Source organism: Rhodococcus sp. NPDC127527, assembly GCF_042672245.1.
GTDB lineage: Bacteria > Actinomycetota > Actinomycetes > Mycobacteriales > Mycobacteriaceae > Rhodococcus_G.
Genome location: NZ_JBHXVP010000006.1, coordinates 199367 through 219025, shown reverse-complemented (window position 1 = coordinate 219025; position 19659 = coordinate 199367). Strand labels below are relative to the sequence as shown.

Genomic DNA, 19659 nt, shown 5'->3' with positions numbered 1-19659 from the left:
CGATCCACTCACGGCATCCAGTGTCCCACCGCACCGGGGGTGGCCCACATCACACCGGGCCCTGCCTGCGCATTTCCCCCGGTTTCGGGGGAAATCGCTCCCGGATGTCGGCTTTGCCGATCTGATCTGGCACAATGGCCTGCGTGACCGGACTTGGGATTGTGCTCGTGGCTCGCCGCCATGTGGATCTCAAGCGCGTCTGCAGCTGTTGCTGTCTGCCTTCCACCGCGTAGACGCCATTCCACCTGCCCCCTTTCTCAGTTCCCGGCCGGTCTCGGAGTGTGCCAGCGGGGACAGCCCTCCCCGCTGACGTCATGCCCGAAGATCGGCGCCCCGAGCATTCTGGAGCGCCCTGATGTCGCAGACTGTCGACACGTCCCCGCCCACACCCGCGGACTCCCCACCTCCCGCCCGTACCCCGCGCCCCGCCAAGCGGCGCGCCGAGGGGCAGTGGGCACTGGGGTACCGCGAGCCCCTCAACGCCAACGAGCAGGCCAAGAAGGACGACAACCCGCTCAACGTCCGCGCCCGCATCGAGAACATCTACTCGAAGCAGGGTTTCGACAGCATCGACAAGAGTGACCTGCGCGGGCGCATGCGCTGGTGGGGCCTCTACACCCAGCGCGAGCAGGGTTACGACGGCACCTTCACCGGAGACGACAACATCGACCTGCTCGAGGCGAAGTACTTCATGATGCGGGTGCGCTGCGACGGCGGCGCCCTGAACGTCAACCAACTGCGCACGGTCGCGGGCATCTCCACCGAGTTCGGCCGCGACACCGCGGACCTGTCGGACCGCGAGAACGTCCAGTACCACTGGATCGAGATCGAGAACGTCCCCGAGATCTGGAAGCGCCTCGAGTCCGTCGGCCTGCACACCACCGAGGCCTGCGGCGACTGCCCGCGCGTGGTGCTCGGCTCCCCGCTCGCCGGCGAGTCGCTCGACGAGGTGCTCGACCCGACGTCCGCGATCGACGAGATCGTTCGCCGCTACATCGGCAAGAAGGAGTACTCCAACCTGCCGCGCAAGTTCAAGACCGCCATCTCCGGTCAGCAGGACGTGGTGCACGAGATCAACGACGTCGCGTTCGTCGGCGTCAACCACCCGGAGCACGGTCCCGGACTGGACCTGTGGGTCGGCGGCGGCCTGTCCACCAACCCGATGCTCGCGCAGCGGGTCGGCGTGTGGGTGCCACTCGACGAGGTCCCGGACGTGTGGGAGGCCGTGGTCTCGATCTTCCGCGACTACGGCTACCGCCGGCTGCGCAGCAAGGCCCGGCTGAAGTTCCTGATCAAGGACTGGGGCATCGAGAAGTTCCGCGAGGTCCTCGAGACCGAGTACCTGGGGCGCAAGCTCGTCGACGGCCCCGCCCCGGAGAAGCCGGCACGCCCGATCGACCACATCGGCGTGCAGAAGACCCGCAACGGGCTCAACGCGATCGGCTTCTCCCCCATCGCGGGCCGGGTGTCGGGCACCGTCCTGACCAAGGTCGCCGACGCGGTGGCCGCCGTCGGGTCCGACCGCGTCCGATTCACCCCGTACCAGAAGCTGATCGTGCTCGATGTGCCGGACGACAAGGTCGAATGGCTGATCGACGAGCTCGAGCCGCTGGGTCTGCACGGCCGGCCGTCGCAGTGGCGTCGGAACCTGCTGGCGTGCAGCGGTATCGAGTTCTGCAAGCTGTCGTTCACCGAGACCCGTAAGCGGTCCCAGGTGCTGGCACCAGAGCTCGAGGAGCGCCTGGCGGACATCAACGCCGCCCTGGACGTGCCGATCACGGTGAACATCAACGGTTGCCCCAACTCCTGCGGTCGGTCCCAGATCGCGGACATCGGGTTCAAGGGCATGCTGGTCGACGACGGCGAGGGCAATCAGATCGAGGGGTTCCAGGTCCACCTCGGCGGCAGCCTCGGCCTCGACTCCGGTTTCGGCCGAAAGCTGCGTCAGCACAAGGTGAACAGCACCGACCTCGGCGACTACATCGAGCGGGTGGTGCGTCAGTTCGTCAAGCACCGCAACGAAGGCGAACGTTTCGCCGAATGGGCAGTCCGAGCAGACGAGGAGGACCTGCGATGAGTTCGGGTCTCGATCTTTCCACCGCGACCGAGAACGACCTCCGCGAACTTGCCGCACAGGGGGCGGCAAGTCTCGGCGACGCCACCGCACTGGAACTGCTGCAGTGGACCGAGGACACGTTCGGGCACGACTTCATCGTCGCGTCGAACATGCAGGACGGCGTGCTGGTGCACCTGGCCACCCAGGTGCACCCCGGCGTCGACGTGCTGTTCCTCGAGACCGGCTACCACTTCGCCGAGACGATCGGCACCCGCGACGCGGTCGAGGCGGTTTACGGGGTGAACGTCATCAACGTCCAGGCCGAGGCCAGCGTCGCCGAGCAGGACGCGGCCGAGGGCAAGGACCTGTTCGCCCGCGACCCCGGACGGTGCTGCGCACTGCGCAAGGTCGCGCCGCTGAAGAAGGCGCTCACCGAGTACAAGGCCTGGGTGACCGGCATCCGCCGGGTCGAGTCCCCCACCCGCGCCAACGCGCCGCTGATCTCGTTCGACGAGGCGTTCGGGCTCGTGAAGATCAACCCGATCGCCGCGTGGTCCGACGACGACATGCAGGCCTACATCGACAAGCACTCGATTCTGGTGAATCCGCTTGTCGACGAAGGCTATCCATCCATCGGGTGCGCGCCGTGCACCGCCAAGCCAGCCCCCGGCGCCGATCCGCGCAGCGGACGGTGGGCCGGTAACGCCAAGACAGAATGCGGGTTGCACGCCTCATGACTGCTGAACTGACCGACATCCGACCGCAACTCGACGGCACCGACTTCGACACTCTCGCCGCCCTCGAGTCCGAGGCCATCCACATCTTCCGTGAGGTGGCAGGCGAATTCGAGCGCCCGGTGATCCTGTTCTCCGGCGGCAAGGACTCCACGGTGCTGCTGCACCTGGCGATCAAGGCCTTCTGGCCCGCGCCGCTGCCCTTCGCGCTGTTGCACGTCGACACCGGGCACAACCTGCCCGAGGTGCTGGCCTTCCGCGACCACGTGGTCGAGAAGTACAACCTGCGCCTGCACGTGGCCAAGGTCGAGGACTACCTCGCCGACGGCAGGCTCACCGAGCGGGCCGACGGCATCCGCAACCCGCTGCAGACCGTCCCGCTGCTGGACGCCATCGCCGAGAACCGCTTCGACGCGGTGTTCGGCGGCGCCCGCCGCGACGAGGAGCGGGCCCGCGCCAAGGAGCGGATCTTCTCGCTGCGCAACGCGTTCGGCCAGTGGGACCCGAAGAAGCAGCGTCCCGAGCTGTGGAACCTGTACAACGGCAAGCACTCCCCCGGCGAGCAGGTCCGCGTGTTCCCGCTGAGCAACTTCACCGAGCTCGACATCTGGCGCTACATCGCCCGCGACAACGTCGAGCTGGCCAGCATCTACTACGCCCACGAGCGCGAGGTGTACCAGCGCGACGGCATGTGGATGACCTCCGGCGTCTGGGGCGGACCGCGGGACGGCGAAGAGGTGCAGACCCTGTCGGTGCGCTACCGCACCGTCGGCGACGGCTCCACCACCGGCGCGGTGCTGTCCGAGGCCGCCGACAACGAGGCCATCCTGGCCGAGGTCGCGGCGTCCCGATTGACCGAGCGCGGCGCCACCCGCGGCGACGACCGAGTTTCCGAAGCGGCCATGGAAGACCGCAAGCGAGAGGGCTACTTCTGATGAGCGACCTCCTTCGACTCGCCACCGCGGGCAGCGTCGACGACGGCAAGTCCACCCTGGTGGGCCGGCTGCTGTACGACACGAAATCCGTTCTCGCCGACCAGATCGACGCCGTCACCCGCGCGTCGGTCGACCGTGGGCTCGACACCCCCGACCTCTCGCTGCTGGTCGACGGCCTGCGCGCGGAGCGTGAACAGGGCATCACCATCGACGTGGCGTACCGCTACTTCGCGACGCCCAACCGCACCTTCGTGCTGGCCGACACCCCTGGCCACGTGCAGTACACCCGGAACACCGTCTCCGGCGCGTCCACCGCGCAGCTGGTGATCCTGCTCGTCGACGCGCGCAAGGGCGTCATCTCGCAGACCCGCAAGCACGCCGCCGTGCTCGCGCTGCTCGGCGTGCCGAAGCTGGTGCTCGCGGTCAACAAGATCGACCTGGTCGACAACCCCGCCCAGGTGTTCGCGGACATCTCCGAGGAGTTCAACGCGCTGACCACCTCGCTGGGGTGGGCATCCGAGGACGTCGTGGAGATCCCGGTCTCCGCGCTGCACGGCGACAACGTGGCCGTCCGCTCCGAGAACACCCCGTACTACGACGGCCCCACCCTGATCGAGCACCTCGAGTCGATCCCGGTGGACGCCGAGCCGCACCGGGTGGGCCTGCGTTTCCCGGTCCAGTACGTGATCCGGCCGCGCACCGCCGAGTTCCTCGACTACCGCGGCTACGCCGGTCAGGTGGCCGCGGGCTCGGTCCGCCCCGGCGACGAGGTGGTGATCCTGCCGTCCGGCACCCGCACCACCGTCGAGCGCGTCGACACCGCCGACGGTGAGCTCGACGTCGCGAACGCGGGGCGCAGCGTCACCCTGATCCTGGCCGACGACGTCGACGTCTCGCGCGGCGACACGATCGCCTCCGTCGACGACGCTCCCCAGCCGATCGGCGAGTTCGAGGCGACGGTCTGCTGGCTCGCCGAGAAGCCGCTGCGGCCCGGCGCCCGGCTGCTGCTCAAGCACGGCACCCGCACCACGCAGGCGATCGTCGGCGGCATCGTCGAGCGCTTCGACGAGCAGGACCTCACCACCGAGCAGTCGCCGGAGACCCTGGAGCTCAACGAGATCGGCAAGATCTCGGTGCGCGTGGCGGAGCCGATCGTGGCGGACGACTACCGCCTCAACCGGCACACCGGCAGCTTCCTGCTGATCGACCCGGCCGGCGGCAACACCCTGGCGGCCGGCCTCGTCGGCGACGCGATCGCCGCCGTCGAGCTGGCCCGCGCGTAGCGGACATGTCCGTTCCCCTGATCGCCGCCGCGGCTCCGCCGCTGATCGCGGTCGCCCACGGCAGTCGCGACCCCCGCTCCGCGCGGGCGGTCGCGGCCGCCGTGGCCGGTATCAGGGCGAGCAGGCCGGACCTGGACGTGCGCCTGTGCTTCCTGGACCTGTCCGCACCGTCGGTGGACCAGGCGATCGACGCCGTTGCCGCCGAAGGACACTCGTCGGCGGTCGTGGTACCGCTCCTGCTGGGCAGCGCCTTCCACGCCCGCGTCGACCTGCCCGGGCTCCTCGCAGCCGCCCGCGCGCGTCACCGCGGACTCGACCTGGTCCAGACCGACGTGCTCGGCGACGACGACCGACTGGTCGCCGCCGTCCGGAACCGAGCCGTCACGGCCGGCGCCGAGCTCGACGATCCGACGGTCGGGGTCGTGCTCGCCGCGGTCGGCTCGTCGTCGCAGGCCGCCAACGCCCGCACCGCGCGGATCGCGCCGCGCCTGCTCGCGGGCACCGGCTGGTCGGGCGTCGAGATCTGCTACGCCACCACCGAACCGAGTCTGCCGCAGGCGGTCTCACGGCTGCGACGGGCAGGGGCGAAGCGGATCGTGGTGGCGCCGTGGTTCCTCGCACCCGGCCGCCTCACCGACCGACTCGAACTCCAGGCCGGCGAACACGCTCCGGCTGCCGTCTTCGGGGACGTGATCGGCGCCCATCCCCTGCTCGCCGAGGTCGCGCTCGACCGGTACGACGCAGGGGTCGAGCTCGTAACCGGCACCCGGGCCACACTGACCGCCTGATCTGTCCCCTATCTGTCCCGGGCACATGGCAGGGCCGTTCACAGGTTGCTGCCAGATTGTTACCGTACCGTTAGATTTGCCTGTCGGGCCCACCGCCGACCGGATCAGATCTTTGGGTGAGATCCCCACAGAGCAACCTGTAGGGAGTAGACCGATCAAGCACAATCTCAGACTCGGCACCGCCGGGGTGGCCTGGTCGCTGTCGGTGCTCTATCTCCTGGCGGAATTCGTCACCGCCGGTGCATGGAAGACCCCGTACAGCTTCGCGCGCGACTCCATCAGCTCGCTGGGCGTGACCACCTGCAGCCCGGACGCGTGTTCACCGATGCACGCCGTGATGAACGCCACGTTCATGATCCTGGGGGCAGTGACCGTGCTGGGCGCGGCCCTGCTGCACAAATACATCCCGGACGGTCGCGGCAAGAAGTGGATCCTGGGCCTCGCCGCGGTCGTGGCGCTGAGCACCGCCGCCACCGGGATGGTTCCCGCCAACGACGGCACCTTCGTCCATTGGACCGCCGTCCTGCCCGGCTTCGTAGCGCGCCACGCGGTGCTCGTACTGCTGGCCGTGCAGTTCTGGAGCCAGCGACGCTGGATTGCAATCTGGTCAGGACTGTGTGCCACCACCGGAATCGTCGGCGCCGTCCTGCTTCTCGACCGCACTCTGACCTTCGGCCTCGGGGAGCGCCTGACGCTGTACCCGCTTCCGTTGTGGATGGCGGGTACCGGCGTCGCGGCGCTCCTCGCTCTGATGCGAAGGACAGTCCTGAGGAAGGTCGACCTGGCGGTCGACGCGGCAGCGACCGTCTGAGTCGGGATCCCCGATTCGGCGCGACCGAACCGAGCCGCGCCTGCCCAGCAGGCCGCCCTACGCGGGGATGTTCGGGATCAGGGTCGCGCGTGCGTAGACGGTCTCGCCCTCCTTGAGCTGCAGCGCCTCGCTGTCACCGCGGGTCACCTGCGCGGCGAACAGGTCACCGGTGGCGGCGTTGCGCAGCTCCACCCGCACCTCGAAGCCCAGGTGCACCACCCGCTCGACGGTGGCACGGGTGACACCCGCCGACTCGGCGGTGCCTGCCTGCTGCGCGACGGCCATGCTCGGATCGCGTCCGACGCGGATGTCGTGCGGGCGCACCAACTGGCCGTTGAGCTTGGCCACCGGGCCGAGGAACGACATCACGAAGTCGTTGGCCGGGCTGTCGTAGAGGTCCCGCGGCGTACCCACCTGCTCGATGCGTCCCTTGTTGAGCACCGCGATCCGGTCGGCGACGTCGAGCGCCTCCTCCTGGTCGTGGGTGACCAGCACGGTGGTCACGTGCACCTCGTCGTGCAGCCGGCGCAGCCAGGTCCGCAGGTCCTCGCGCACCTTCGCGTCGAGTGCACCGAACGGCTCGTCGAGCAGCAGCACCTGCGGGTCCACGGCGAGCGCCCGGGCCAGCGCCATGCGCTGACGCTGACCACCCGACAACTGCGCCGGGTAGCGGTGCTGGAAGCCGTCGAGGCCGACGATCTCGAGCAGTTCGTTGACCTTCTTGTCGATCTCCGACTTAGGCCGCTTGCGGATCTTGAGCCCGAACGCGACGTTGTCGCGCACGGTCATGTGCTTGAACGCCGCGTAGTGCTGGAACACGAAGCCGATGTCGCGCTTCTGTGGCGGCACCCCGGTGACGTCCTTGCCCGCGATCGAGATGGTGCCCGAGTCCGGGTGTTCGAGTCCGGCGATCGAGCGCAGCAGCGTGGACTTGCCCGACCCGGACGGTCCGAGCAGCGCGGTCAGCGACCCGGCCGGGATCTCGAGGGTCAGGTCCCTCAGCGCCGCGAAGTCGCCGTAGTTCTTGTGGGCGCCGATCACGGAAATCATGCGTTGCTCCTCTTGCGGTCCAGCAGCGTCATCAGCAGCAGCGTCACCAGGGCGATACCCATCAGCAGCGTCGCCGCGCAGTACGCGCCGTAGGTGTTGTGGTCGTCGATGTAGCGCGAGTGCACCAGCAGTGTCAGGGTCTGCGAGACGCCGGGGAAGCCGGACGAGACCATGATGACCGCGCCGAACTCACCGAGCGAGCGGGCCACGGTGAGCACTACACCGTAGGTCAGTCCCCAGCGGATGGCGGGCAGCGTGATCCGCCAGAACGTCTGCCACTTCGACGCACCGAGGGTCGCGGCCGCCTGCTCCTGTTCGTCGCCGATCTCGTGAAGCACCGGTTCCACCTCGCGCACCACGAAGGGCAGTGTCACGAAGATGGTGGCCAGCACCATGCCCGGCAGACCGAAGATGACCCGGAAGCCGGCCTCGTCGAGGAAACCGAACCAGCCGTTGACGCCCCACAGCAGGATCAGCGACACGCCGACGACGATCGGCGAGACCGCGAACGGCAGGTCGACCACGGCCTGCAACAGGCCTCGACCGGGGAACCGGCCGCGGACCAGTGCCAGCGCGGTGACCACGCCGAAGATCACGTTGATCGGCACCACGATCGCCACGATCAGCAGCGACAGGTTCAGCGCCGAGATCGCGGCGGGCGTGGAGATCGCCTGGAAGAAGCTGACGAACCCGCGCTCGAAGGTGCGCCACAGGATCACCACGATGGGCACCAGCAGCAGTACGACCAGGTAGCCGAGCGCAACCACCCGCATGCCGATCCGTGCCGGCGTCGAGACGTTCACTGGGCCTGCTCCTCACGCCGCTGCGAGCGGCTCGCCAGTACCCGCAGCACGAGCAGCGTGGTGAAGGCGATCAGCAGCAGCACCACCGAGATCGCGGCCGCGTCCACCGGCCGGTCGATCTCGATCTTCTGCTGGATCAGCTGCGAGGCCATCTGGGTCTCGCGCGGGATGTTGCCACCGATCAGGACCACCGACCCGTACTCCCCGATCGCGCGGGCGAAGGCGAGGCCGGCGCCGCTGATGATCGCGGGTGTGAGGGTGGGCAGCACGACCTTGCGGAAGATGACCCAGTTGCTCGCGCCGAGCGAGGCCGCGGCCTGCTCGACCTCCCGGTCGGTCTCGATCAGCACCGGCTGCACCGACCGCACCACGAACGGGAGGGTGACGAACGCCAGCGCCACCACGAGGCCGGGCTGGGTCGCGTTGAGGTGCACGTCGATCGGACTGCTCGGCCCGTACAGCGACAGCAGCACGATGCTGGCGACGATGGTCGGCAACGCGAACGGAAGATCGATGAGCGCGTTGACGATCCGCTTGCCCGGGAACTCGTCGCGAACCAGCACCCAGGCGATCAGGGTGCCCATCACGACGTTGATCACGGCGACGACCGCGGACACCCAGACGGTGATCCGCAGCGATGCCAGCGCCGCCGGGCTCGTGACCGCGTCCCAGAAGCCGGCGATGCCGTCCTCGAAGGAGGTCACCGTCAGCGCCGCCAATGGGAGCAGCACGATGACACTCAGCCAGAGCATGGCGATACCGATGCCCAGCGGCCCGACCGTGCCGGTGACCCGGGTCCAGCCCGGGCGCCGCCGGGACGGCGGCGAGGGGGCAGCGCTCTGCTCGGACACCTGTCCCCCGATCTCGGACACCTGTCCCCCCGACGCCGTCTCGACAGTGCTGGTCACGGTGAGGCTACTTGCTCGCGCCGTCATAGATCACCGCGATGGATCCGGTGTCCTTCTTGAACAAGGAGTCGTCGATCGACTTCCAGCCGCCGAGGTCGGCGATGGTCCACAGCTTGGCCGGGGCGGGGAAGTCGGCCGCGAACTCCTTGGCGACGGCCGGGTCGACGGGACGGAATCCCGCCTGCGCCCACAGCTTCTGGCCCTCGGTGGTGTAGAGGAAGTCCTTGAACGCGTTGGCCTTGTCGAGGTTCTTGCTGTTGCTGATCACCGCGACCGGGTTCTCGATCTTGAACGTGGTCGGCGGCGTCACGTGCTCGACCGGGTCGCCGTTGCGCTCGGTGAAGATGGCCTCGTTCTCGTAGCTCAGCAGCACGTCGCCGGTGCCCTGCAGGAACGTCTCGGTGGCCTCACGACCCGACTTGGGCTGGACCTTGACGTGGTCGCGCACGAGCGAGTTGATGTAGTCGAGGCCCGCCTGCGGGTTCTTGCCGCCGTCGCTCTTCGCCGCGTACGGGGCGAGCAGGTTCCACTTCGCCGATCCGGAGCTGAACGGGTTGGGCGTGACCACCTCGAGGCCCGGCTGAAGCAGGTCGTCCCAGTCCTTGATGCCCTTGGGGTTGCCCTTGCGGACGACCACGGTGACGACGGACCCGAACGGGATTCCGTTGTAGGCGTCCTTGTTCCAGTCCGGGCTGACCTGTCCGGAGTCGACGAGGCGGGTGATGTCCGGCTCGACCGAGAAGTTCACGAAGTCGGCCTGGGCGCCGTCCTTGACCTTGCGGGACTGGTCGCCCGAGGCGCCGTAGGACTGCTGGAAGTCCACACCCTTGCCCTGCTCGGTCTCCTTGAACGCCGGGATGATCTTGTCGTAGCCGGGCTTGGGCACCGCGTAGGCGAACAGGCTGATCGTCCCGCCGCTGCCGTCGCCCTTCCCGCCGTCGCCGCCGACGGTGTCGCTCGAGCCGCCGCTGCAGGCGGTGAGCGCCACGGCTCCAGCAGTGACGACGGCGGCCAACAGGACACCGGAACGAGTGAAACGGGCGCGAACGCTCATGGAAATGGCCTTTCATGCCGCGAGGGCAGGTGAAGGTGTGTCGGTCGTCGGACCGCAGTGAGGACCACAGCCGGCACGGCTGTGGTTCACGATGACACGAAGAGTTGGGAGGTCTGGCCCGCTACGTGGGGCGCACCGGCCGCGACGGAGGTCGGCGGCGGGAGGGAATCAACAACAGTCGATATCGGCGACTGCGAGCATGCCGACAGCGATCAACGCCAGTTCATGGCGGACCTGGTGCACGGCAGTGGCAGACACGCCGACGAATCTAGCAGAGCGCACCGCGCGGATCGAACCGAGAGGTCGCGCGGCAACTATCGGGTCAGCAGCCACCCGACGAGCACCAGGACGATCAGCGCGATCAGGAAGAGGGTGACACGTGAACGGGGCATCAGCGCGCACTCCTCGAGGTGGCCGCGACGGCCGGTCGGACCTCGTCGCGACCGAGCAGGGCGAACACCCGGGCGAGCAGCTTGTCGAAGCCGCACGCGATGCCGAAGGCAGCGGGCAGCGCGACCGCCATCACCAGAAGGATCTGCGGAATGTAGGGCAACCCGATGACCCACAACTCGAGGCCGTCCCACCAACTGGCGATCTGATTCACGCCCACACCTTAGCCCGCGGCGGTTGCGGTGGACGACCGCGCCCGGCGGGCGAATGATGTGCAGATGGCACCCCGCGACGACATCGACACCGAGGACACCGCGCCGGACAACCTGCCAGCCATCGTGGACCCGGCCCGGCACTCCACCTACCCGCCGATCGACGACTACGCCTTCCTCTCCGACTGCGAGACCACCTGCCTCATCGCGCGCAACGGGTCCGTCGAGTGGATGTGCGTGCCACGGCCGGACTCGCCGAGCGTGTTCGGCGCGATCCTCGACCGCAGCGCCGGCCACTTCCGAATCGGCCCGTACGGCCAGAACGTCCCCGCGGCCCGGCGCTATCTCCCCGGCGGGCTGATCGTCGAGACCACCTGGCAGACCGAGACCGGCTGGCTGATCGTGCGCGACGCGATGGTGATGGGGCCGTGGCACAACAACACCGCGCGTTCGCGCTCGCATCGGCGCACCCCGACCGACTGGGACGCCGAGCACATCCTGCTGCGCACCGTGAAGTGTGTGAGCGGGACGGTGGAACTCGAGATGAGCTGCGAGCCCGCCTTCGACTACCACCGGTCCACCGCTTCCTGGGAGTACACCGGCAAGGTGTACGAGGAGGCCACCGCGACCTGCGACGGCTCCGCGATCGGCGAGCATCCGACCCTGCGCCTGACGACCAACCTGCGGATCGGGATCGAGGGCCGCGAGGCCCGGGCCAGGACGCGGATGACCCAGGGCGACAACGTCTTCGTCGCGCTGTCCTGGGGCGGGCAGCCGTGCCCGGACAACTTCGAGGACGCCGCCGACAGGATGTGGCAGACCGCCGAGTGCTGGCGGCAGTGGATCACCATCGGCCGGTTCCCCGACCACCCGTGGCGGGGTTACCTGCAGCGCAGCGCGCTCGCCCTCAAGGGCCTGACCTACGCGCCGACCGGCGCGCTGCTCGCGGCGTCGACCACCTCCCTACCGGAAACGCCCGGTGGGGAACGGAACTGGGACTACCGCTACGCCTGGGTACGCGACTCGACCTTCGCGCTCTGGGGTCTGTACACCCTCGGTCTCGACCGCGAGGCCAACGACTTCTTCGCGTTCATCTCCGACGTGTCCCAGTCGGACGGCGGGCACCCGAACCCCCTCCAGGTGATGTACGGGATCGGCGGCGAACACACCCTCGAGGAGGAGGAGCTGAGCCACCTGTCCGGGTACGACGGCGCCCGGCCGGTGCGCATCGGCAACGGCGCGTACAACCAGGACCAGCACGACATCTGGGGCACCATGCTCGACTCGGTGTACCTGCACGTGCGCTCCCGCGACCAGGTGCCGGACGCCCTGTGGCCACTGCTCAAGCGCCAGGTCGAGGAGGCGATCAAACACTGGCGCAAGCCCGACCGCGGCATCTGGGAGGTACGCGGTGAGCCCCAGCACTTCACCTCGTCGAAGGTGATGTGCTGGGTCGCGCTCGACCGCGGCGCGAAACTCGCTGCCCTGCACGGCGAGAAGTCGTACGCGCTGCAGTGGGCGGCGATCGCCGACGAGATCAAGGCCGACATCCTCGAGCACGGCGTGGACGAGCGCGGCGTGTTCACCCAGCGCTACGGCGACCCGTCACTGGACGCCTCACTGCTGCTGGTGCCGCTGCTGCGGTTCCTGCCCGCCGACGACCACCGGGTCCGCGCGACGGTGCTCTCGATCGCCGACGAGCTCACCGAGGACGGTCTGGTGCTGCGCTACCGCGTGGAGACGACCGACGACGGCCTCTCCGGCGAGGAGGGCAGCTTCACCATCTGCTCGTTCTGGCTGGTGTCGGCGCTGGTCGAGATCGGCGAACTCACCCGCGCCAAGCAGTTGTGTTCGCGACTGCTCGGTTTCGCGAGCCCGCTCAAGCTGTACGCCGAGGAGATCGACACCCGCACCGGACGACACCTGGGCAACTTCCCGCAGGCGTTCACCCACCTGGCCCTGATCAACGCGGTGGTGCACGTGATCCGCGCGGAGGAGGCCGCGGCGGCGGGCGTCTTCCAGCCCGCGCACTCCCCCGGCTGAGCGGTCAGGCGAACCGGGCCAGCAGCCGGTCCGCGTCGGCGGCGATCTGCCGGACCACGTCCCCGGCCGGGCGCGCCGCGTGCACGAGCCCGACCGCCTCGCCCGCGTACACCACGCCGAGGTTCGGGTCGGCCGGGTCGTACGCCTGCGCCAGCGTCTCCTCCGAGCCGGCCGCGCCCTCCCAGGTGCGGGTGAATTCGTTCGCGATGGCCCGGCCGCCCCAGCGGCTCGGCCACGGCTGACTGCGGGCGCGGTCGAACACCGAGGTGTACACGGTGTCGGCGCTACCCGCCTCGACCACCCGGTCGCGGGCGTAGTCGGGACCGACGGTCTCCGGGCTGGCCAGCAGCGCGGTGCCGATGAGCGCGCCCTCCGCGCCCGCCGCGATCACCGCGGCCAGCCCGCGGCCGGTCCCGATGCCGCCGGCCGCGGCGACGGGCAACCCGGTCGCGTCGAGCAGTTCCTGCAGCAGCGGCAACGTGCCGATCCGGCCGGTGTGTCCGCCCGCCTCGCCGCCCTGGGCGATGATGAGGTCGACCCCGGCCCGTTCGGCGATGCGCATGTCCTCGAGCGTGTTGACCTGGGAGGCAACGGGAATCCCCGCCGCGTGCACCCGCGGGACGTAGGCCGCCGGATCACCGAACGACAACGTCATCAGCGTCGGCTGCTGCTCGATCGCCGCGTCCAGGAGGGTGTCGTCGTCGTCCAGCGACCAGGTCATCAACCCGATGCCGAAACGCCCGCCGAGCTCGCGTGCGACGGCGGCCTCCTCGGCCACCCACTGCGGGGTGGCGTACCGGGCGGCGCCGAGCAGTCCGAGGCCGCCCGCCCGGGACACCTCGCCGGCCAGCGTGCCGCCGGCCCGCCCGCCCATCGGCGCGCCGAGGATCGGCACCTCGATGTCCAGATTCCGCGTCAACCAGGTCTCGAGCACGTGCACCGCCTCCACTGGGCTCCGCCGACTGTGCGCGATCGGCACCCGGTCGGGGTACCGATCGCGCACGGGCAGCGCAGCTGCTTACTTCTTGGGCTTGTCCGCCACCGACTCGTTCGACAGCGCCGCCACGAAGGCCTCCTGCGGGACCTCGACCCGACCGATGGTCTTCATCCGCTTCTTGCCCTCCTTCTGCTTCTCGAGCAGCTTGCGCTTACGGCTGATGTCGCCGCCGTAGCACTTGGCGAGCACGTCCTTGCGGATCGCGCGAATGTTCTCGCGGGCAATGATCTTCGAGCCGATCGCGGCCTGGATCGGCACCTCGAACTGCTGGCGCGGGATCAGTTCGCGCAGCTTGGTGGTCATCTTGTTGCCGTAGGCGAACGCGGCGTCCTTGTGCACGATGGCGCTGAACGCGTCGACGGCCTCACCCTGCAGCAGGATGTCCACCTTCACCAGCGCAGCATTCTGCTCGCCGGACTCCTCGTAGTCGAGGCTGGCGTAGCCCTTGGTCCGCGACTTGAGGGCGTCGAAGAAGTCGAACATGATCTCGCCCATCGGCAGCGTGTAGCGCAGCTCGACGCGCGTCTCGGACAGGTAGTCCATGCCGCCGAGTTCGCCGCGGCGGGACTGGCACAGCTCCATGATCGCGCCGGTGTACTCGCTCGGCGCGATGACGGTGCACTTGGCCATCGGCTCGTACACCTCGCGTACCTTGCCCTCGGGCCAGTACGACGGGTTGGTCACCTCGTGCTCGGTGCCGTCCTCCATCACCACGCGGTACACCACGTTGGGGGCGGTGGAGATGAGGTCCAGGCCGAACTCGCGCTCGAGCCGGTCGCGGGTGATCTCCATGTGCAGCAGGCCGAGGAAGCCGCAGCGGAAGCCGAAGCCCAGCGCCACCGAGGTTTCCGGCTCGTAGGCGAGCGCGGCGTCGTTGAGCCGCAGCTTGTCGAGCGCGTCGCGCAGCACCGGGTAGTCGGAGCCGTCCATCGGGTACAGGCCGGAGTAGACCATCGGCTTGGGGTCGCGGTAGCCGGTGAGCGGCTCGGTCGCGCCGTTGCGGAAGGTGGTGACGGTGTCACCGACCCGCGACTGGCGGACGTCCTTGACGCCGGTGATCAGGTAACCGACCTCGCCGACCCCCAGGCCGACGGTCGCCTTGGGTTCGGGCGAGATGATGCCGACCTCGAGCAGCTCGTGCGTGGTGCCGGTCGACATCATGGTGATCTTCTCGCGCGGACGGATCTTGCCGTCCACCACGCGTACGTAGGTGACGACGCCGCGGTAGGCGTCGTACACGGAGTCGAAGATCATCGCGCGCGCCGGACCGTCCCCGTCGCCGACCGGGGCGGGCACCTGCTTGACGACCTCGTCGAGCAGTTCCTTGACGCCGACGCCGGTCTTGCCGGAGACCCGCAGCACGTCCCCCGGCTCGCAGCCCACGATGTGCGCGATCTCGGCGGCGTAGCGGTCCGGGTCGGCGGCGGGCAGGTCGATCTTGTTGAGCACCGGGATGATGGTGAGGTCCTTCTCCATCGCCAGGTACAGGTTGGCGAGCGTCTGCGCCTCGATGCCCTGCGCGGCGTCGACCAGCAGCACCGCGCCCTCGCATGCCTCGAGCGCGCGGGAGACCTCGTAGGTGAAGTCGACGTGGCCGGGCGTGTCGATCAGGTGCAGGACGATCTCCTCGGTGCTGCCGTCCTCCTTCTCGACGGTCCACGGCAGTCGCACGTTCTGCGCCTTGATGGTGATGCCGCGCTCGCGCTCGATGTCCATCCGGTCCAGGTACTGGGCTCGCATCGCCCGCTCCTCGACCACCCCGGTCAACTGCAGCATGCGGTCCGCGAGCGTGGACTTGCCGTGGTCGATGTGCGCGATGATGCAGAAGTTCCGGATCCGGGCGGGATCCGTGAACGTGGTGTCTGCGAAGCTGCTGATTTCTGGGCCCCTTAGCTGGAACTGGCACCGGCCCGGTTCCGGGCCACTGTCACCCAAGCAGGATATCCAAGTGACACCGGCCGCGGACGCCTCGGTCCCGTCGGAGCCCGATAGATTCGGTGCCATGGCACGAAGCTGGACCGCAATCGGCAAGCAACTCGGGGACCTGGCCAAGCGCGAGGGACCTCGACTGTTCAAGGAACTGCAGCGTTCGGGCGTGCTGCCCGGCGGGTCGCGCACCCCGAAGGCCGTGCCGGCGCGTCGGCCGGCGACCCCCGGCCGCCCCGTGTCGTCGGTCGCGGTCCCGACCGCGCACCGGGCGAGGAAGGTGGAGTACTCCCCCGATCTCGACGGTCGCGCCGACCCGGGCGAGGTGGTGTGGACCTGGGTCACCTACGAGGAGGACGCGAGCCAGGGCAAGGACCGCCCGGTGCTGGTCGTCGGGCGCGACGGCGCCACGCTGCTGGGCCTGATGCTCTCGTCCAACTCCGACCGCGAGGGCGAGCGCAACTGGATGGGCATCGGCACGGGCGCCTGGGACGGCTCGGGCAGGCCCAGTTGGATCCGGCTCGACCGAGTCCTCGACGTGCCGGAGGCCGGGATCCGCCGCGAGGGCGCGATCCTCGACCACCGGCGCTTCGACCAGGTCGCCACGCGCCTGCGCCACGACTACAGCTGGAGCTGACCGTTCGAATCAGGCGACGGGCGAACCGAACTCGACGTCCAACTGCAGCCGATGGGTGCCGTCGCCGTCGACGACGAGCTCGCCCGTGCCGGTGATGCCGGCGAGTTCGCCGGTCCCGCTGGTGGGCACGATCACGAGCTGGTGGTGCGAGCGGCTCGCACCGTCGGTCGTCGCCATGTGCGCGAAGTTGAAGGCGCCGCGCCTGCCCGCCACGGTGCCCTCGAAGGACTCCATGGCGACGTAGGTGCCGGTGCCCGTCTCCTGCGAGAACGCGGAGGTGAACTGGGTGCGGGACTGACCCTCGACCTCGCCGCTGTACGACTTGGTCATGTAGGTGTGTCCCACCTCGAGCCCGGTGCGGATCGGCGAGGTGTACTCGGTGGGTTCGAAGGACGTGACGGCGAAGGTGCTGTTTACCTGCATGCCCCTAGCGTAGGACCCGATCCCGCTGCGGCGATTGAACATTCGCGACACGCGTCGGCCCCGGAGACGGTGAAGGGAACCACAGCTCGGCCTGACCGAACGATGATCCCCTTCACCCGCAGAGTGCCGCCAGGAAGCTCTCAGTCGTTGAGCCGGTCGTACCTGCCGAACAGCGCGCGGTAGGCCAGCGCGCCGAGCGCGCCGCCCGCGAGCGGGAACACGATGAACGCCCACAGCTGCTTGGGCGCACCGTCCTGGAAGAACGCGACGCCGAGGCTGCGCGCCGGGTTGACCGAGGTGTTGTCGATCGGAATCGACATCAGGTGGATCACGGCGAGAGTGAAGCCGATCGAGATGCCCGCCATGATCACGTCCGAGATCTGATCGGTGGACGCCAGCACCACGAACACCAGCAGGGCGGTCAGCAGGACCTCGACGATGACCATGGCACCGAAGCCGTACCCGCTCTGCAGGACGGAACCGAGCGGTCCCTGAATCGCCGACGGGCTGTGATCGCCCCACCCGTTGGCGCCGAGTCCGTTCGCCGCCCGGTCGTAGGACGGCAGGCTCTTGGCGACGGCGAACAGCACGACACCCGCGAGGAGGCCGCCGATCACCTGCGCGATCCAGTAGATGCCGGCCGTCACCGCACTGATCCGCCCGAGCAGGAAGTGCCCGAACGTCACAGCGGGGTTCACGTGGCAGCCGGAAATCGGTCCGATCGCGTAGACGAGGAAGAGGAGGGTGAGACCGAACGCGAGCGCGACGCCGAGGTTGCCGACCTTCGCGCCGGCGACGACCGCGGTACCCACCGAGGCGAACACCAGCACGAAGGTGCCGATACCTTCCGCGATGTACTTCTTGACGTCCGAGATGGGTTCCTTCTCGAACACTTCCTGTGCCGTAGGAGACATGTGCCACCTTTGCTGAATTCGGGTCGTGGGTAAGGAAACTCTCAAATCGAACGCTAACCCGGGGCAAACCGTCCGGTCGGGCGCCACGCCGGGCCCGGTTCCGCTGACCAGCGCCGTCGGCCGCCCGGGCGATGCGGTAGCGTTGCGCCAGCGGGTCGCGACGCGCCGTCGCACACCCCACGGAAGGCCACTCGGTTTGGGTTGGCCCCGCCATCCCTGGTAGCCTCGAACTTCGGCGCCCGTGTGCGCCTGAAGCTTCTTTGACAAGAAACCAGCAAAGACGACAGGATTTTACGCGTGGCCAACATCAAGTCCCAGGTGAAGCGGATCCGTACCAACGAGCGTCAGCGACTGCGCAACCAGTCGGTGAAGTCCTCGCTGCGTACCGCGATCCGTTCCTTCCGCGAGGCCGCGGCTGCGGGTGACAAGGACAAGGCCAACGAGCTCCTCGTCTCCGCGAGCCGCAAGCTCGACAAGGCTGCCAGCAAGGGCGTCATCCACGCCAACCAGGCCGCCAACAAGAAGTCGGCCCTCTCGCTGGCCGCGAACAAGCTCTGAACTGAAACGTAAAGCAAAGACCGCCCGGTCCTCGACCGGGCGGTCTTTCGCGTGTCCGCGCGCTCAGCCGCGGAGTTCGCAGACCCGACGCACCGCGAACTCGACGGCGTAGTCCGGATCCGCGGCGGCGCCCTTGACGTCCGCGTTGAGCTGCGCGACGACCCCGAGTGCGGCGCCGATCGTCTCCGGTCGCCAGCCGCGGGCCTGCCCCTGAGCCTTCTTGACCTTCCACGGCGGCATGCCCAGCTCGGACGCCATCCGGAACGGGTCGCCGCGGCCGGCCGAGGCCACCCGCGCGACGGTGTGCACCGCGTCAGCGAGGGCGTCGGCGAGCAGCACGTGCGGGACGCCGCGCAGCATCGCCCATCGCAGCGCCTCCATCGCCGCGACCCGGTCGCCGGAGACCGCCAGTTCGGCGACGTCGAAGCCGGAGACCTCGGCCTTGCCCGAGTAGTAGCGCTGAACCGCGGTGACGTCGACCTTGCCGCCGGTGTCGGCCGCGAGCTGGGAGCAGGCGGCCGCGAGCTCGCGCAGGTCGGATCCGACCGCGTCGAGCACCACCTGGATCACCTCGGGAGAGGCGCGCACCCCGGCCGTCCGGAACTCGGCGCGCACGAAGTCCGAGCGCTCGCCCGCCTTGGTGAGCTTCGCGCACTCGTGCACGACCGCGCCAGACTTCTGCAGCGCGCCGACCATCGCCTTCGCCCGGCCGCCCCCGGAGTGGAGCACCACGAGGGTGAAGCCCTCGGGCGGGGCACTCGCGGCATCGAGCAGCAACGTCACCGCATCCTTGCCCGCCTCGGCCGCAGCCTCGAGGACGATCACCTTGTCCTCGGCGAACAGTGACGGACTGAGCAGCTCCGCCAGTTCGGCGGGGCTGGTGTCGCCCGCCCGCAGCCGGCTGACCGGCACCTCGTCGGCGGTGGCGGAGGCGGCCCGCACCTGCCCGACGATCGCGGCGACCGCGCGTTCGATCAGGAGTTCCTCGTCGCCGAGGACCAGATGCAGCTGTGCGGGCGTGGCGGTAGCGGAACTCACCCGACGATGGTCCCACGCTGCCCCGACAGCGCGTGCCCGGGAACCCCCGTCGCGAGTGCACCCCGTGCGTCGCCCGGGTCTTGCATGGGACGCGGCGTC

General features: G+C 69.0%; 21 protein-coding genes. 10 read left to right on the top strand and 11 right to left on the bottom strand.

All coding sequences use genetic code 11. The annotated features are described in order from the left end of the window. The first annotated feature begins 134 nt into the window (after positions 1-134). From ACFVH2_RS12995 to ACFVH2_RS12965, 7 genes are all read left to right on the top strand, one after another. Positions 135-233: an Ms4527A family Cys-rich leader peptide gene (locus ACFVH2_RS12995; RefSeq protein ID WP_378424175.1), complete on the top strand. Its 99-nt coding sequence runs from the start codon at positions 135-137 to the stop codon at positions 231-233. Between the two features lie 122 nt (positions 234-355). Then, on the top strand, positions 356-2077 hold the full coding sequence (locus tag ACFVH2_RS12990) for a nitrite/sulfite reductase (RefSeq protein ID WP_378424173.1): 1722 nt from the start codon (positions 356-358) through the stop codon (positions 2075-2077). Next, positions 2074-2793: a phosphoadenylyl-sulfate reductase gene (locus ACFVH2_RS12985; RefSeq protein ID WP_378424171.1), complete on the top strand. Its 720-nt coding sequence runs from the start codon at positions 2074-2076 to the stop codon at positions 2791-2793. The genes ACFVH2_RS12990 and ACFVH2_RS12985 overlap by 4 nt, the downstream gene beginning before the upstream one ends. Further along, positions 2790-3725, top strand: coding sequence for a sulfate adenylyltransferase subunit CysD (cysD, locus tag ACFVH2_RS12980; RefSeq protein WP_027499950.1), 936 nt, complete (start codon positions 2790-2792; stop codon positions 3723-3725). The genes ACFVH2_RS12985 and cysD overlap by 4 nt, the downstream gene beginning before the upstream one ends. After that, a complete protein-coding gene (locus tag ACFVH2_RS12975; protein ID WP_378424168.1) occupies positions 3725-5008 on the top strand; it encodes a sulfate adenylyltransferase subunit 1 in 1284 nt (427 codons plus the stop codon). The genes cysD and ACFVH2_RS12975 overlap by 1 nt, the downstream gene beginning before the upstream one ends. Before the next feature lie 5 nt (positions 5009-5013). Then, a complete protein-coding gene (locus ACFVH2_RS12970; RefSeq protein WP_378424167.1) occupies positions 5014-5796 on the top strand; it encodes a sirohydrochlorin chelatase in 783 nt (260 codons plus the stop codon). 187 nt (positions 5797-5983) lie between these two features. Beyond that, positions 5984-6607 (top strand): DUF998 domain-containing protein, encoded by a 624-nt coding sequence (locus ACFVH2_RS12965; protein WP_378424165.1) that lies wholly within the window; start codon positions 5984-5986, stop codon positions 6605-6607. 57 nt (positions 6608-6664) lie between these two features. On the opposite strand, the gene ACFVH2_RS12960 is transcribed toward ACFVH2_RS12965, so the two are convergent. The 6 genes from ACFVH2_RS12960 to ACFVH2_RS12935 form a co-directional block, all read right to left on the bottom strand. Beyond that, positions 6665-7657, bottom strand: coding sequence for a sulfate/molybdate ABC transporter ATP-binding protein (locus ACFVH2_RS12960; protein WP_378424163.1), 993 nt, complete (start codon positions 7655-7657; stop codon positions 6665-6667). Continuing rightward, positions 7654-8430, bottom strand: coding sequence for a sulfate ABC transporter permease subunit CysW (cysW, locus tag ACFVH2_RS12955; RefSeq protein WP_378424391.1), 777 nt, complete (start codon positions 8428-8430; stop codon positions 7654-7656). Before cysW ends, ACFVH2_RS12960 begins: the two co-directional genes overlap by 4 nt. A 26-nt stretch (positions 8431-8456) precedes the next feature. Then, a complete protein-coding gene (cysT, locus tag ACFVH2_RS12950) occupies positions 8457-9212 on the bottom strand; it encodes a sulfate ABC transporter permease subunit CysT (protein WP_378424389.1) in 756 nt (251 codons plus the stop codon). Positions 9213-9375: 163 nt separating this feature from the next. Next, positions 9376-10422, bottom strand: a complete 1047-nt coding sequence (locus tag ACFVH2_RS12945) for a sulfate ABC transporter substrate-binding protein (RefSeq protein WP_378424161.1) — start codon at positions 10420-10422, stop codon at positions 9376-9378. Positions 10423-10590: 168 nt separating this feature from the next. Further along, positions 10591-10665, bottom strand: a complete 75-nt coding sequence (locus ACFVH2_RS12940) for an Ms4533A family Cys-rich leader peptide (protein ID WP_371851165.1) — start codon at positions 10663-10665, stop codon at positions 10591-10593. 148 nt (positions 10666-10813) lie between these two features. Continuing rightward, on the bottom strand, positions 10814-11026 hold the full coding sequence (locus ACFVH2_RS12935) for a hypothetical protein (RefSeq protein WP_378424160.1): 213 nt from the start codon (positions 11024-11026) through the stop codon (positions 10814-10816). A 64-nt stretch (positions 11027-11090) separates the two neighbouring features. Between ACFVH2_RS12935 and ACFVH2_RS12930 the strand changes: the two genes are divergently transcribed. Beyond that, complete coding sequence (locus tag ACFVH2_RS12930; protein WP_378424158.1) at positions 11091-13067, top strand: glycoside hydrolase family 15 protein; 1977 nt, start codon at positions 11091-11093, stop codon at positions 13065-13067. 4 nt (positions 13068-13071) lie between these two features. Here the strand turns inward: ACFVH2_RS12930 and ACFVH2_RS12925 are convergent, their stop codons facing one another. Both ACFVH2_RS12925 and lepA read right to left on the bottom strand, forming a co-directional pair. Then, complete coding sequence (locus ACFVH2_RS12925; protein WP_378424386.1) at positions 13072-14001, bottom strand: NAD(P)H-dependent flavin oxidoreductase; 930 nt, start codon at positions 13999-14001, stop codon at positions 13072-13074. Positions 14002-14085: 84 nt separating this feature from the next. Continuing rightward, entirely contained in the window at positions 14086-15999 is a 1914-nt protein-coding gene (gene lepA / locus ACFVH2_RS12920; protein ID WP_378424156.1) for a translation elongation factor 4, read from the bottom strand. Positions 16000-16066: 67 nt separating this feature from the next. Between lepA and ACFVH2_RS12915 the strand changes: the two genes are divergently transcribed. Beyond that, positions 16067-16627 (top strand): type II toxin-antitoxin system PemK/MazF family toxin, encoded by a 561-nt coding sequence (locus ACFVH2_RS12915; RefSeq protein WP_378424154.1) that lies wholly within the window; start codon positions 16067-16069, stop codon positions 16625-16627. Between the two features lie 9 nt (positions 16628-16636). On the opposite strand, the gene ACFVH2_RS12910 is transcribed toward ACFVH2_RS12915, so the two are convergent. Then, positions 16637-17050 carry a DUF3224 domain-containing protein gene (locus ACFVH2_RS12910; protein WP_378424152.1) on the bottom strand — a complete coding sequence of 138 codons (414 nt, stop codon included), beginning with the start codon at positions 17048-17050 and terminating at the stop codon, positions 16637-16639. Positions 17051-17190: 140 nt separating this feature from the next. Then, positions 17191-17964 (bottom strand): aquaporin, encoded by a 774-nt coding sequence (locus tag ACFVH2_RS12905; protein ID WP_378424149.1) that lies wholly within the window; start codon positions 17962-17964, stop codon positions 17191-17193. Between the two features lie 297 nt (positions 17965-18261). On the opposite strand from ACFVH2_RS12905, the gene rpsT reads away from it, so the two are divergent. After that, the gene (rpsT, locus tag ACFVH2_RS12900; protein ID WP_142097406.1) at positions 18262-18522 is read left to right on the top strand and encodes a 30S ribosomal protein S20; all 261 of its coding nucleotides are present in this window, start codon (positions 18262-18264) and stop codon (positions 18520-18522) included. Positions 18523-18585: 63 nt separating this feature from the next. On the opposite strand, the gene holA is transcribed toward rpsT, so the two are convergent. Beyond that, positions 18586-19560 carry a DNA polymerase III subunit delta gene (gene holA / locus ACFVH2_RS12895; RefSeq protein ID WP_378424147.1) on the bottom strand — a complete coding sequence of 325 codons (975 nt, stop codon included), beginning with the start codon at positions 19558-19560 and terminating at the stop codon, positions 18586-18588. Positions 19561-19659 lie beyond the last annotated feature (99 nt).

Coding starts and splice junctions, on each gene's coding strand:
- ACFVH2_RS12995 (WP_378424175.1), top strand. CDS start 135: ATGGCCTGCGTGACCGGACTTGGGATTGTGCTCGTGGCTCGCCGCCAT.
- ACFVH2_RS12990 (WP_378424173.1), top strand. CDS start 356: ATGTCGCAGACTGTCGACACGTCCCCGCCCACACCCGCGGACTCCCCA.
- ACFVH2_RS12985 (WP_378424171.1), top strand. CDS start 2,074: ATGAGTTCGGGTCTCGATCTTTCCACCGCGACCGAGAACGACCTCCGC.
- cysD (WP_027499950.1), top strand. CDS start 2,790: ATGACTGCTGAACTGACCGACATCCGACCGCAACTCGACGGCACCGAC.
- ACFVH2_RS12975 (WP_378424168.1), top strand. CDS start 3,725: ATGAGCGACCTCCTTCGACTCGCCACCGCGGGCAGCGTCGACGACGGC.
- ACFVH2_RS12970 (WP_378424167.1), top strand. CDS start 5,014: ATGTCCGTTCCCCTGATCGCCGCCGCGGCTCCGCCGCTGATCGCGGTC.
- ACFVH2_RS12960 (WP_378424163.1), bottom strand. CDS start 7,657: ATGATTTCCGTGATCGGCGCCCACAAGAACTACGGCGACTTCGCGGCG.
- cysW (WP_378424391.1), bottom strand. CDS start 8,430: ATGCGGGTGGTTGCGCTCGGCTACCTGGTCGTACTGCTGCTGGTGCCC.
- cysT (WP_378424389.1), bottom strand. CDS start 9,212: ATGCTCTGGCTGAGTGTCATCGTGCTGCTCCCATTGGCGGCGCTGACG.
- ACFVH2_RS12945 (WP_378424161.1), bottom strand. CDS start 10,422: ATGAGCGTTCGCGCCCGTTTCACTCGTTCCGGTGTCCTGTTGGCCGCC.
- ACFVH2_RS12930 (WP_378424158.1), top strand. CDS start 11,091: ATGGCACCCCGCGACGACATCGACACCGAGGACACCGCGCCGGACAAC.
- ACFVH2_RS12915 (WP_378424154.1), top strand. CDS start 16,067: ATGGCACGAAGCTGGACCGCAATCGGCAAGCAACTCGGGGACCTGGCC.
- ACFVH2_RS12910 (WP_378424152.1), bottom strand. CDS start 17,050: ATGCAGGTAAACAGCACCTTCGCCGTCACGTCCTTCGAACCCACCGAG.
- ACFVH2_RS12905 (WP_378424149.1), bottom strand. CDS start 17,964: ATGTCTCCTACGGCACAGGAAGTGTTCGAGAAGGAACCCATCTCGGAC.